Origin of the sequence: Psychrobacter sp. C 20.9 (genome assembly GCF_001921765.1) — a bacterium.
GTDB lineage: Bacteria > Pseudomonadota > Gammaproteobacteria > Pseudomonadales > Moraxellaceae > Psychrobacter > Psychrobacter piscatorii_B.
Genome location: NZ_MRYC01000030.1, coordinates 1 through 13,200, shown reverse-complemented (window position 1 = coordinate 13,200; position 13,200 = coordinate 1). Strand labels below are relative to the sequence as shown.

9 protein-coding genes and 4 tRNA genes are annotated in these 13,200 nt (G+C 44.0%); 10 read left to right on the top strand and 3 right to left on the bottom strand.

The genetic code is table 11. The features are described 5' to 3' along the window. Nucleotides 1-153 precede the first annotated feature (153 nt). From BTW00_RS13610 to BTW00_RS13600, 3 genes are all read right to left on the bottom strand, one after another. On the bottom strand, nucleotides 154-690 hold the full coding sequence (locus BTW00_RS13610) for a hypothetical protein (RefSeq protein WP_075107853.1): 537 nt from the start codon (nucleotides 688-690) through the stop codon (nucleotides 154-156). Nucleotides 691-945: 255 nt separating this feature from the next. Next, nucleotides 946-3,924 carry a DNA polymerase I gene (gene polA, locus BTW00_RS13605; RefSeq protein ID WP_075107852.1) on the bottom strand — a complete coding sequence of 993 codons (2,979 nt, stop codon included), beginning with the start codon at nucleotides 3,922-3,924 and terminating at the stop codon, nucleotides 946-948. Between the two features lie 222 nt (nucleotides 3,925-4,146). Continuing rightward, nucleotides 4,147-4,560: an Ohr family peroxiredoxin gene (locus BTW00_RS13600; protein ID WP_075107851.1), complete on the bottom strand. Its 414-nt coding sequence runs from the start codon at nucleotides 4,558-4,560 to the stop codon at nucleotides 4,147-4,149. Nucleotides 4,561-4,753: 193 nt separating this feature from the next. Here BTW00_RS13600 and BTW00_RS13595 point away from each other — a divergent pair, with 193 nt between their 5' ends. From BTW00_RS13595 to BTW00_RS14245, 10 genes are all read left to right on the top strand, one after another. Beyond that, the gene (locus tag BTW00_RS13595; protein WP_075107850.1) at nucleotides 4,754-5,656 is read left to right on the top strand and encodes a hypothetical protein; all 903 of its coding nucleotides are present in this window, start codon (nucleotides 4,754-4,756) and stop codon (nucleotides 5,654-5,656) included. A 181-nt stretch (nucleotides 5,657-5,837) separates the two neighbouring features. Continuing rightward, the gene (locus BTW00_RS13590) at nucleotides 5,838-7,433 is read left to right on the top strand and encodes a peptide chain release factor 3 (protein WP_075107855.1); all 1,596 of its coding nucleotides are present in this window, start codon (nucleotides 5,838-5,840) and stop codon (nucleotides 7,431-7,433) included. Nucleotides 7,434-7,649: 216 nt separating this feature from the next. Beyond that, the gene (locus BTW00_RS13585; protein WP_083603667.1) at nucleotides 7,650-8,504 is read left to right on the top strand and encodes a DUF3298 and DUF4163 domain-containing protein; all 855 of its coding nucleotides are present in this window, start codon (nucleotides 7,650-7,652) and stop codon (nucleotides 8,502-8,504) included. Between the two features lie 116 nt (nucleotides 8,505-8,620). Next, the gene (locus BTW00_RS13580) at nucleotides 8,621-9,844 is read left to right on the top strand and encodes an FHA domain-containing protein (RefSeq protein WP_075107849.1); all 1,224 of its coding nucleotides are present in this window, start codon (nucleotides 8,621-8,623) and stop codon (nucleotides 9,842-9,844) included. 237 nt (nucleotides 9,845-10,081) lie between these two features. Next, complete coding sequence (locus tag BTW00_RS13575; protein WP_075107848.1) at nucleotides 10,082-11,578, top strand: anthranilate synthase component I family protein; 1,497 nt, start codon at nucleotides 10,082-10,084, stop codon at nucleotides 11,576-11,578. A gap of 194 nt (nucleotides 11,579-11,772) precedes the next feature. Next, nucleotides 11,773-11,848 (top strand) — tRNA-Thr (locus BTW00_RS13570). A gap of 67 nt (nucleotides 11,849-11,915) precedes the next feature. Further along, a tRNA-Tyr gene (locus tag BTW00_RS13565) sits at nucleotides 11,916-11,999 on the top strand. 85 nt (nucleotides 12,000-12,084) lie between these two features. After that, a tRNA-Gly gene (locus BTW00_RS13560) sits at nucleotides 12,085-12,158 on the top strand. A 103-nt stretch (nucleotides 12,159-12,261) separates the two neighbouring features. Next, nucleotides 12,262-12,336 (top strand) — tRNA-Thr (locus BTW00_RS13555). A 213-nt stretch (nucleotides 12,337-12,549) separates the two neighbouring features. Then, nucleotides 12,550-12,867: a DUF6122 family protein gene (locus tag BTW00_RS14245; protein ID WP_075107847.1), complete on the top strand. Its 318-nt coding sequence runs from the start codon at nucleotides 12,550-12,552 to the stop codon at nucleotides 12,865-12,867. Nucleotides 12,868-13,200: the final 333 nt, after the last annotated feature.

Below are 13,200 nucleotides of genomic sequence, written 5' to 3'. Positions count from 1 at the left end.
GGGCTGATGCTAAAATTGCCCCATACTGCGTTACAAATCTCGCTAAGGCATCTGCATTATCGTCGCTTTGTGCCTTGTCTGGAACAATTTTAGCGATCAGCAGTGCCTATTTGCGAATGTTCAACACGCCCTAATAGTATCGTGACTATAATTTTAATTATCAGCGTGTTTGAGCTCATAGTTTAATTTCTGCACAAGACATGACTCATAATCAGCCAGTTTGAATCGCCATAAATACGTCAAAGCAATACCATAGATGACAGTCTCAGCCAACTCTTCGACAACTTCACCAAATGTATGCGGGAACATAATGGCGTTCTCGCCCATATATTGAATGATTGCCAGCGCGGTAACGATGAGGTAGAGCGAGACCGGCACATTCTTTAATACTGCCCATAGGTAGTGCCTCGAATAAGCTAATAAGCCAAGCGCGACGAGATAAATAACGGTCAGCACACTGTCTTCCCACCAATCATAAGAGTGATTTAAAAACGAGAAATCGCTCGGAACCAGCAAATCTGGTAGATAGTTTAGCTCGCGACGAATGACGGTAAAAAATACAAGTACGGCTGCCAACCAAAAGGCCTGAATGTGCTTGATATGACTTTGTATCATGTACTGTGTGCAACGCAGCAAACAGACAAATAGTAAGATCATACCAGGGATTTCAATAATGCCATCTGAACTCAAAATAACTGGCTCCTGCGTATCAAAAAAATGTGTCAAAAACAAAAAAGTGAGCCCGTAGGCTCACTCTAAACCAAAAAACATCTAACGAAATATGCATAATCTACTATGACGCTATTATAACCCAATATGGTAATAATGACGTCATAGAATATAACCAAGTAGTCATAAGTGGTTGTTTATATAGATGATACAGTGGGTTTCAAAACCCATCATATCTTTAAGCTCACTAGCGTTCTAAGTTGACCAAATCAATGATTAATGTGCCTCATCCCAGTTTTGTCCGCTATCAGTCTCAACTAGTAACGGTACAGCAAAGTCGACATGCCAGCCTTTATCTACGGCCGTAGTCGTCAAGACATCTTGCATGGCATCGGTAATCAATTGGCTAACCGCGTCTACTTTATCGGCATCCACTTCAAACACCAGTTCATCATGGACTTGCAGCAGCATTTTGGCTTGATCTTTCGGCAATACCTTATCAACGGCAATCATGGCAAGCTTAATCAAATCAGCAGCGGAACCCTGTAGAGGCGCGTTGATTGCGGCGCGCTCAGCGCCTTGCTTGACCATACGATTGCTATGATTGATATCAGGGGTATAGAGTTTACGGCCTAATATCGTCTCGACATAGCCTTGCTCGTACGCGCTGGCACGGGTGTTGATCATATAGTTTTTGACACCCGGATAGCGCTCAAAGTACATATCGATATAGTCTTGTGCTTCACCGCGGCTCATCTGTAATTGCTTGGCAAGTCCAAAGGCACTCATCCCGTATAGCAGACCAAAGTTAATGGCTTTGGCATTACGACGTTCAGTTGAGGTAACGTCCGTAACGTCCTTACCAAGCACTTCAGCAGCAGTGGCGGCATGAATATCTAACCCTTCGTTAAAGGCATGCGTCAAGTGCTTATCACCTGAGAAATGCGCCATGAGACGAAGTTCGATTTGTGAATAATCCGCGGCCAAGATCACGCGACCTTCTGGGGCGATAAAGGCTTGGCGAATCAGGCGGCCAGTCGCAGTACGAATGGGAATATTTTGTAAGTTAGGATCAGTTGATGACAGACGGCCAGTACTGGTCAGTGCTTGATGGTAACTGGTATGCACGCGGTCGGTCTCAGCATCTGCAACATTATCGAGTGCATCGGTATAAGTGCTTTTTAGCTTAGACAGCCCGCGATACTCTAAGGTGATATCGACTAATGGGTGATCGATTTTTGATAGAACCGCTTCACCAGTCGAGTATTGACCAGATTTGGTTTTTTTGCCACCCGGCACGCCAAGCTTGTCAAACAGCATCTCACCAAGCTGCTTCGGTGATCCTAAGTTAAACTCTTCGCCTGCGACTTCATAAGCACGTTTTTCTAGCGCGATGATTTCTTCATCAAAGCGTTTTGATAGCTCGTTTAAGAAAGAGCGTTTGATGAGAATACCATGTTCCTCCATTTGGCAAAGTATCTCTGCCGTTGGAATCTCTAGCTCGTGTAGCAATTTGGCATTATTGGTATCATTTGCCAGCTCAACGCTGAACACGTCAAATAACTGATAAGTAATATCAGCGTCTTCACAAGCATAGTCACTCGCAATATCGATAGCCACTTGGTCAAAGGTGACTTGCTTCGCGCCTTTACCTGCGACTTCCTCAAAGCTAATCGTCTGCGTTTGCAGATAATGGCGTGCCAAATCGTCCATACCGTGTCGAGTCGCTGCCGCATTGATGACATAGCTTGCCAGCATGGTATCCATCGCCCAGTTATTTGGCTGCTCATGTATCGCACCGACTAGGTCGATATCATAATGAGCAAGGATATGCGCATCGTACTTTAGATGCTGTCCGATTTTACCGATATTAGGATTTTCTAGTATCGGTTTCAGGCGCGCCAGCACGGTATCGCGGTCGAGCTGTTTTGCTGTCAGCTCATCACCTTCTAAGCTATGGGTGAGCGGAATATAATAGGCTTCATGCGCTTGTACCGCAAAAGACAGCCCGACGATTTGTGCGTCACGCCAATGGACGCTAGTAGTTTCGGTATCGATAACAAAGTGCGGAGCTGCTTCTAATAATTCGACCAAGCTATCAAACGCAGGCTCGTCGAGCACAGTATGCCACGCTTTATCCTGATGGTTACTGCCCGTCATATTATCAATATGGGTCGATTGCAGCGATTTGGCAATTTGCGCTTGTGACTCCGCGTTTGCTTTGCTATCAGCGACACTTTGTGAGCCATTCGCAGGATGGTTTGGATGATCAAGAGATGCCAGCTCATTTCTAAACTCAAGCTCGGTATATAGGGCGCGAAGCTCCTCTATATGCGCACAAGGGTCGGTATTTATTTTTAAGTCGTTCCAGTCTTGGCCGATTTCCAAATTGGTGACGATGGTAGCAAGCTTTCTGTTAAACGGAATATCATCGGCATGTTCAATCAAACCTTTTGCGCCGCGACCTTTGATGAAGCCAATGTGCTTGAGCATGTTGTCGATGTCACCATACTCAACCAACAAGTCTTTGGCGGTTTTTTTACCGATACCTGGCACGCCTTTGATCCCATCAGAGCTGTCGCCCATGAGCGTTAAGAAATCAATCATTTGGTTTGGATTGATGCCAAACTTATCGATTACCGCTGGTGTATCCGTGACTTTACCAGTAAAGCTGTCTTCTAGGATGACGCACTCATTGACCAGCTGCATCATGTCTTTATCGCCCGTTGAGATGACCACATGATGACCTTGCTCAACAGCGCGGTAGGCGAGTGTACCGATGATGTCATCGGCTTCTGCACCCTCAATACGTAACAGTGGGATACCTAAAGCGCTGACCAAACGATGAATATAAGGAATTTGCTCTACCAGTTCTATATCGATAGGCGGACGAGCGGCCTTATAGTCAGACGACATATGATGGCGAAAAGTCGGTGACTTGGTATCGAAGCAGACGGCCATATGAGTAGGGTGATAACGACGCATCAGTTTTAGCAGCGCATTCAAGGTACCGCGAATCGCATTGGTGATTAGGCCCTGCGAGTTTTGCATGGTTTTTGGGAGGGCATGATACGTGCGGAACAAATAATAAGAGCCGTCAACTAAGATAAAGGGCGGCTGGTTTTTGTCTACATGACTGGTGTCCATCAGTGCCACATTTGGCATATCGTCAAAGTTTGGTAAGGCTTTAGGATCGATTGCCTGATGCGAGTTGTGGTCACTGTCGGTTGTATGGTCGTTTATAGGATCAGTCATAGAGGTCACTTATCAGCTGTTAGATAAAAATATGTGCTTATTATAACGATAAAACGGGCGCGTGCCGAACTGCTTAACCGTTACGAGATATTCTAATGGATTTATGTTTCACCGAAAGTTCAGACAAAAAAAGAACCCAGACCAGCTGAGTTCTTCTATAATTAACGTATTTTTAATTAACTACTTTCTCAATTAATTGTTGATAATGAGTCTCATAATACGTTATTTTACTTCTGAGGTGACTTCAACATCGATATTGCCGCGTGTGGCTTTAGAATAGGGGCAGACATCATGCGCTTTTTCGACCAGTTTTTGAATATCGTCAGCTGATAGGTCTGTGTTGTCGGCGATTACATGGATTTTTACTGAGAGTTTGTACTCGTGGTTGTCACCTTGCAACAGGTCAACAGACGTTTCAGTCGTTGAACCAAAGCGTGCGTCTTCCATCTTTTTGACCACGCCAAGTGCGCTATCAAAGCAAGCACCGTAACCCATAGCAAGCAGTTGCTCAGGGTTATTGCCTTTTTGATTGCCACCTGGTGGGGCCATATTGATCTCAAGGTCGCTATCGCTCAAGGTTGCTGTACCCATGCGGCCGCCTGTGACAGTAGACTTGGTTGAATATAAAGTTTTCATAACACATCCTTTGTTTTGGTTTTTAGATTTTCGTGGTAAAGCCAAATATCCAACCTAGGATAACAAATCATTAAAACAGCTCAGTGAGTCAGTAGTAAATATTTACGACAACTTTGTAAATATGACCTTTACAGCTCTCTACAGTAGCAATACCTGCTGGTGATAAAAATCTAAATCATAAGGACATTGTTCGATGAATAGAATGGTTGCGATATCTGGTGTTTTCTTCTGGTCAATGCTTGCTTTAATAGGCTGCGAAGTAGATGACGGCAGTTATGGTTCTGATAGCGACAATATTACGCTGACGAGCTTTGCCAATAGTTACGATAGTAAGGCCAACGATACTGCCATTGCGCGCATCGATGAGACTTATCGCACAGGCGCACGCAACATCAAAACCACCAATCTCATCAATAGTTATAGCAATCAGAGTCTCAATGATTTAGACAGAACGGTACTGGCAGATAATTTTGAAGGTCGACTCGAAAACAAAGACATCGAAGTCAATGGTCGCACGGTCAAGCGTCCTATTTACGAAAAAAACAGTAATAACAAACTGGACTATCAAACCACTTATCAAACACTGAACTTGTCGGGCTTAACGACCCGCAGTTATAGGGCGGGCACGAATATCGAAGAACGCCGCGGTATTCTCACTGATTTGAGCAACTACTCAGAAATTCCATCCGATGTTGCTTTCCCTGAAGGCTCCGTTTGTTACATTCCAGTCGTGACAAGCGAGCGCTCATTTTTGGCTTTCAATGACAAAAATAAGACAGGCTATTCGTCATTGGAGAAATGGATCGAAGCTGCTAAACAACGCTTTAGTGACGACAGAGATCATAGAACCTCTCAATTTGGTGTTGGTATAGCAAATAAGCAAAAAGCTGCGCAAGTGATGTTCTTTGAATACAAAAATCAACCTGCCTATGAATATAGTGGCGTTGAGTATGGAAAGGATATCTATGAGGCAAATTATGTTGCCAAAGGTAGCACCGATCCGAATATAGATAGCCGCTTTGGCGTGGTAGATTGTACGCTTGTCAATGAGGTCGCAGGAGACTTCTTAGCGGAGCAAATCAAGCGTTATTATTAAAATCAAGCAAGCCCTACGCTGACGGTTAAAAATTTTGTTAACACGCTTTGTCTGGCTGATAGAGCGTGTTTTTTGTGCGTGAACTCTGCACCCTAACTCTAAATCGGCTACAATACGCTCATTATTAATTTTATTTATTTAGATTGACTTCTAAATGACACAACTGTTGAAGCTGAAAACTATGAGCGTAGACCCAAAAAAACTAAATCAAGAAGTTGCCAAGCGCCGCACCTTCGCCATTATCTCGCACCCTGATGCGGGTAAGACCACCATGACCGAAAAGCTGCTCCTGTGGGGGCAAGCCATTCAGGTAGTGGGTGAGGTCAAAGGCCGCAAAACCGACCGTCATGCCACTTCGGACTGGATGAGCATGGAGCAAGAGCGTGGTATCTCTATCACCACCTCCGTCATGCAGTTTCCATACAAAGACCACATGGTCAACCTACTAGATACCCCAGGTCACGCCGACTTTAGTGAAGATACCTATCGTACGTTGACTGCCGTGGATAGCGCACTGATGATGGTCGATGGCGCAAAAGGTGTCGAAGAGCGTACCATCAAGCTGATGGAAGTTTGTCGCATGCGCGATACGCCAATCATTTCGTTCGTCAACAAGCTCGATCGCCAGATTCGTGAGCCGCTTGAGCTACTGAGTGAAATCGAAGCGGTACTAAAGATTAAATGCGTGCCCGTCACGTGGCCGATCGGTATGGGTCAGGATTTTGTTGGGGTGTATCACCTTGCAGAAAACAAAACCTATCTTTACGAGAAAGGCAATGGCGGCAAGATGACCGTCTCTGAGACACGCGAAGGCTATGATTATCCTGATATACGAGAGCGTCTCGGGCAATTGATGTTTGATGCTTTTGAGGAGTCACTCGAGCTGGTACAGATGGCGCTAGAAGAATTCAGTGTTGACGCATTTTTGGCAGGTGAGATGACGCCAGTTTTATTTGGCACGGCATTGGGTAACTTTGGTGTCAACATGGTACTCGATACCTTGGTCAAATACGCGCCGCCACCAAAAGCCCATCCAACGACTGAGCGTAAAGTATCAGCAACCGAGACTGACTTTACAGGTTTTGTTTTTAAGATCCAGGCAAATATGGATCCGCGTCACCGTGACCGCATCGCCTTCTTGCGCGTGTGCTCTGGCAAGTACGAGAAGGGCATGAAAATGAAGCACGTGCGTCTGGGTAAAGACGTTCGTATCGCCGATGCCTTGACCTTTTTGGCAGGTGACCGTGAGGCGCTAGAAGAAGCCTATCCGGGCGATATCATTGGTTTGCATAACCACGGAACGATCTCTATCGGTGATAGCTTCACTGAAGGCGAGGAGCTGAGCTTTACCGGTATTCCTCATTTTGCCCCTGAATTGTTCCGCCGCGTGGTACTAAAAGATCCGCTCAAATCAAAAGCCCTGCAAAAAGGACTACAGCAATTAAGCGAAGAGGGTGCCACGCAGGTATTTATGCCGCAAATCAATAATGATTTGGTCTTGGGCGCGGTTGGGGTGCTACAGTTTGAAGTGGTCGCGCATCGCCTCAAAGAAGAATACAAAGTGCAATGTACCTTTGAGCCAGTATCGATTGCCACTGTACGCTGGATTCACTGCGATGATGACGTGGCTTTGGCAAAGTTCAAGAAAAAAGCCCATGACCAGTTATCAATCGATGGTGGTGGTTATCTGACTTATCTTGCGCCATCACGGGTCAACTTACAATTGATGCAAGATCGTTATCCAGAGATCACCTTTAGCAGCACGCGTGAGCATTAAAACGACTGTTATCAAATCAACCGTATCGCTTATTGTTCAATGATTAAGACACGCTAGCCGTGTCTTTTTTATTGTCCGTTATTTATGCCGCAAATGAGTCAAGAGAGGTTTTGAGTGATTAGCAACACTTCAAAAACACAAACAGTGTTCCTACAATACAGCGTCATTGTTACGGTAGAATGTATTACAACATTTTATATTTATAAAAGAGGATACATGAAAGCTATGGTTCAATCTCATCTTAATAGGTTCACGCTGACGCATATTTCTTTAGGCAGAGTAGGGCGTATACGGCGAATTGGTCTCTTAGCAAGCGGTTTACTGATGGGTGCCGCTAGTCTGTCCGCAAATGCAGGTAGCCTGATCAGCTCAACAGAGTATCTCGATTATCAGTTACCAGAAAAAATTCAAAAGATGTGTACTGAGCGTGATAATTGCCCAGAAATTGAGATTAAATACCTTAAGACAAATCATGGTTGGATAGATAAGACAGTCAATGCACGTATTGATAATTTGGTGGTGAATAGCAAGCCCACTGAGTCAGCACCTATTAAGACGAAAAGCAGTCAGGAAGACGTCACGGCTGCGGTTAATGACTTTGCGACATCGCAGTTTCAAGATATGCCTGAAGAGGTTTCGTGGGCTTATAGCTTGATGGTGACGCCTGATTACTTGGGTCACGTCAATAACTTTGAGCTGTTCGAAATCAACTCCTACGTCTTTACTGGTGGTGCACACGGCATGCCTTATAGCGAGTATCTAACGTTTGATCTGACCACCAAAAAACAAGTCACTCTTGATGACATGCTGATCAAAGGCAAAAAGCCTCGTTTTGAAGCACTCGCGCATGATGCGTATAAAGCATGGGTGAAGACCGTCGCTGATGATGTCAGTAGCTATGAGAAAAGCTGGCCGTTTACGCTAAGCGACAATGTGACCTTGACAGAGACAGGTATGAATATTCGTTATCAGCACTATTCTATCGGTCCATACGCCTACGGTATGCCGGTATTGAGCATTCCGTATAGCCAGCTTGATAAGATCATCAAGCCTCACTTTATACCAAAATAGATCAAGCACATGACCACTAATTATGCTCTCTATCATAGAGTAGTCAGTGAATAAAAATTGACAGTAATTTGCTTAAAATCGTTTGAAAATTAATAGAAAAAATAAGGAGTAACAAGATGACGGATAATACAGATAGTGTGAGCACGGCAGCACAAGCCAGCACATGGCAATTAAATGCATTAACAGAAGCACTGGGCGATCTGACACTGACAGTCGAGGATAGCTTGTCTGTTGGTCGCGGCGGTGACAATGATGTGGTACTCGGCAGCAAGCAAGTATCTCGCAATCATGCCATTCTAAGCATACTTGATGGTCAGTTATACGTAAAAGACTTAGACTCTTCTAACGGTACCTTTATCAATGATCAACGTATCGCGGGCAACGAATCCAATCAATTACAAGCTGACGACACGCTTGGATTTGCAAGCTTTAGCTTTCAGGTGCAAGCGCCTGTCGCTGCTACAGCAGATGGGACACTAGAGCCAGTCATAACGGACGATACAGTAAGTAGTGTCAGTGATGAGACTACCCCAGCAGAAACTACTGAGAATTTGCATGATGAATATATCATCGAAGAACATATCGTCAGCGAGCCAATCGTAAAGCAAACGAATATTGAAGAGATTTTACCCGCTGTAGAGGATGCAGAGAGTCCATCTGTCGATACTACTTCAGACACCGTAGTAGATTTAGCAAGTGCGCCTGTAGTTGACAGAGCGGAAGTGGCTGAACCAGCGCCTCAAGAGCCAGTAGTTAAAGAGACAGGTATTGAGGATGTCTTGTCGGCTGCACAAAGTGCTACGCCTACATCGATTGAAACAGCACCAGAAGAGTCAGAGCTAGTATCTGAGACGTTTGTATCTGAGACGTTTGTATCTGAAACGCCTGTATCTGAAACGCCTGTATCAGCGGCGACTGAGTCAACTGTAACGGAGTCAGAAGCTGTGACGACTGCAGAGCCGTTGACCCCAACAGTATCTACTGATGATGAACCAACAGTATCGCAGCCAACAGTAAGTGAAGAACCTGTAGTAAATGAAAAACCAGTAGTAAGTGAAGAGCACGACAAAACGACAAAGACTGAATTACAAGAAGAAGCCGATCCTGAGGTTTTAAAAGCCAAGCAAGCAGCGACCGCGCAGTTTTCGGGTACGGCAAATTTAGGGCAGGCTCATGATCTTGGCACCCAAGGCAATAATGCCATGGATCAAGAAATCAGTAATCCAGCTCATACAGGACAAGTAGAGAAAAAATCTAGCGGTGGTTGGTTTATATGGGTATTTGCTGCCATTTTGATTATTGGCTTGGCATTATGGCTATTTAACATGGGCGTTATGTAGTGACATCGATCCGTAGTTTGAATACGAACGTTTATCCATAGCTATCCTGATTGATAAGCAGTCCGTTACCTCAGTTAGTTTATGAAGGTTGAGGCCTGAACTTAACTGCTGTATGAATCGTCATTCAGACAAACTGCTTTTTATAGCGCTAACATTCAAATACGGTGTTGGCGCTATATTTTATGGTTCAGTCCACTGTTTTATTTTTTGCCATTCTGCTGCTAAGAGAGCGTTACTATGATGACTTTCCAAGAATATCAAGCGTTTAAAGATCGGGGTTTTAGTCATGCACCCTTAGTCAAAAAACGTTTGATGGATGCACAGACGCCAGTGTCTGTGTTTTCCAAAGTACGTGATTTAAACGGCTCTGCATATTTGTTTGAGTCTGTGGTAGGCGGTGAGCGCTGGGCAAGATACTCGATGATCGGCTTGGGTAGTGATCTTATTTTACAGTACGCTGATGGCAATATGACTACCAAGCGGAACGATCATATCGATACAGCAGCAGTAGAGAATCCTTTTGATTATATCCGTCAGCTGATGGCGCAGTATCAGATGCCGACTGCTGAAGATGTGCCCACCATGCCAAGTTTTAGCGGCGGCCTAGTCGGTTACTTTGGTTACGACATGGTACGTATCATTGAGCCTAGTGTGGGCCTATCTGACGCACCCAATCCAATGTCGATGCCAGATATGTGGCTGATGCTTTCCATGAGTGTCATTGTTTTTGATAATTTAGAAAATACCTTATCGATCATCGTCTATGCTGACTGTCAAACCGAGGAGGGCTACAGCTTAGCTATCCGTGAGTTGGAAAAAATCGAAGAGAAGTTGGCAGAACCGTCCAATTTGTCCGCGCCAGTGATGCCCACACCAAAATTTATCTCGCAAACCGGTATGGAAAAGTACTGCAGCGACGTTAAGAAAATAAAAGACTATATCGCAGCAGGCGACGTCATGCAGGTGGTTCCAGCACAGCGGTTGACGGCAAATTACACAGGCGACTCTCTAGCCGTCTATCGTGCATTACGCTATCTAAATCCATCGCCGTATCTGTTTTTGGTGCATGGCTATACGCTTGATGATCACAAACGCTTTGATATCATTGGCGCTTCTCCTGAAATCCTGTCCCGTATCGAAAACGGCAAAGTCACCGTACGGCCACTAGCAGGGACGCGCAAGCGTGGTCAGAATGAAGCGGAGGATCTGGCAATTGAACAAGAGCTGCTCAATGATGAAAAAGAGACTGCCGAGCACTTAATGCTTATTGATTTGGGTCGCAATGATATCGGCCGTGTTTGTGAATATGGCAGTGTCAAAGTTACAGAAAAGATGTTTATTGAGCGCTACTCACAAGTCATGCACATCGCGTCCAATGTGGAGGGTATAATAAGGTCTGATAAAGACGCGCTAGATGTATTTTGTGCCACGTTTCCAGCGGGTACACTATCAGGCGCGCCCAAGATTCGCGCGATGCAAATCATTGATGAGATAGAGCCAGTACGTCGGACAGTATTTGGTGGTTCAGTGGGCTATCTAGGTTGGAATGGCAATATGGATACCGCCATTGCTATTCGTACAGCAGTGATGCGCCGCGGTGAAATCCATATCCAAGCAGGCGCAGGTGTTGTTGCTGATTCTGTGCCAGAAGCGGAGTGGGATGAAACCAATAAAGAAGCATTGGCATTGGTCAAAGCGGTAAAAATGGCCTGTAATGGACTACGCATTCGCTAGTTATATAGCCAGCTATGCAGCGCATATAATCACAATAGATCAGAAGAGCAATTACGTTGTTATTTTTCTATCAAAAAAATAACAACGTAATCAGTAGCTTGAATATTATTATTAAAATAATTAAAAAAAAGATAAAAAAGGGCTTGCGCATCTCAAAATATTTGATAGAATAGCCACCACTTTAGAGAGAACAAGCCGACTTAGCTCAGTTGGTAGAGCAACTGACTTGTAATCAGTAGGTCGCCAGTTCGATCCCGGCAGTCGGCACCATCTCTTTTAAAGTAGCTTTTTATGAATTTGTCTTAAATGAGAGTCATTTTTGTTCAAAGCACCCTTAGGTGGGATTGGGGAGCGGTCAAACCCAACAGACTGTAAATCTGTCGCGAAAGCTTCGAAGGTTCGAATCCTTCTCCCACCACCATATTTTTTTAAAAGTTTATTATAGCGCCAAGCATACTCTATATAGTTTCTAACTCTCAACTAGAGTTATTAAGGTTAGAGTAAATGCGGGTGTGGTATAATGGTAACACCTTAGCCTTCCAAGCTAATGACGCGGGTTCGATTCCCGCCACCCGCTCCATATATACACCATCGCAAAGCCTATTAATTATTCATCACGACATCAGTTATTATCGCTGTATCGTGATATTTTTTTTAGTGCAGCTCAAAGGTTTACACTATACGCTCATATAGCTCAGCGGTAGAGCACTCCCTTGGTAAGGGAGAGGTCTCGAGTTCAATTCTCGATATGAGCTCCATTTATTATGTAAACCCTCTATGCTTGTTTTGCTATTTATATATATAGCTTTGCGTCGATATCGAAAATATAAAATATTGAAACATATAAAATTAGTACGACAGGTAACGATTTAAAGGTGACACTGAGGTGTTGCCTTTTAGTGCTGTCAGCATATTAATAAATATTGCTTTTGATGATTCGATATCAACAGAATTAAAACTGGTAAACGAGTATGCAAACGTTTATACATTACTTTTTGCATTTTGGTTTCCCTCTCGTTATCGCAGTTGTATTTTTTAAGAAAGAGTGGAAAAAAGCATATCTGATATTGCTTGCGACTATGTTAGTTGATTTGGATCACTTAGTAGCAGACCCGATCTTTCAGGATAATAGATGTAGCATTAATTTTCATCCGCTACATACGTATTATGCGATGCTGGTATATGTTGCTTTGCTCTTTTTTCGTAAGCCTTTTAACATCATTGGTATTGGATTGCTTTTTCATATGTTAACGGATTTTACGGATTGTTGGATGATGTCATCTAGCTGATATAATAGCTTTGCACATCGAGCCGTTAAACGGTTATAAGTAGTAGCATGTTTGAGACCTCTTTAGATAATAGAAAAATAGGTTTCGAGCAAGAGATATATGACTATTGAAGATAAGTCGGCGTATAATAACGGATACAAAAATTAGTTCGAAGTGCTGTTTGATAAGAAGCAGTGGTTCGTGCGGTTGATAGCTAGGTTTATGATGAGTTAGTTTTATTATGAGCCATTAAACAGCTTTTTATTGATCATTCACCAAAAAAAGAGGAAATACCCATGGCAAAGGCCAAGTTTGAACGTAGCAAGCCACACGTCAACGTCGGTACCATCGGAC

Excerpts from the sequence above, each read along its gene's own strand:
- polA (WP_075107852.1), bottom strand. The coding sequence starts at position 3,924 with ATGACTGATCCTATAAACGACCATACAACCGACAGTGACCACAACTCG.
- BTW00_RS13600 (WP_075107851.1), bottom strand. The coding sequence starts at position 4,560 with ATGAAAACTTTATATTCAACCAAGTCTACTGTCACAGGCGGCCGCATG.
- BTW00_RS13595 (WP_075107850.1), top strand. The coding sequence starts at position 4,754 with ATGAATAGAATGGTTGCGATATCTGGTGTTTTCTTCTGGTCAATGCTT.
- BTW00_RS13590 (WP_075107855.1), top strand. The coding sequence starts at position 5,838 with ATGAGCGTAGACCCAAAAAAACTAAATCAAGAAGTTGCCAAGCGCCGC.
- BTW00_RS13585 (WP_083603667.1), top strand. The coding sequence starts at position 7,650 with ATGAAAGCTATGGTTCAATCTCATCTTAATAGGTTCACGCTGACGCAT.
- BTW00_RS13580 (WP_075107849.1), top strand. The coding sequence starts at position 8,621 with ATGACGGATAATACAGATAGTGTGAGCACGGCAGCACAAGCCAGCACA.
- BTW00_RS13575 (WP_075107848.1), top strand. The coding sequence starts at position 10,082 with ATGATGACTTTCCAAGAATATCAAGCGTTTAAAGATCGGGGTTTTAGT.
- BTW00_RS14245 (WP_075107847.1), top strand. The coding sequence starts at position 12,550 with ATGCAAACGTTTATACATTACTTTTTGCATTTTGGTTTCCCTCTCGTT.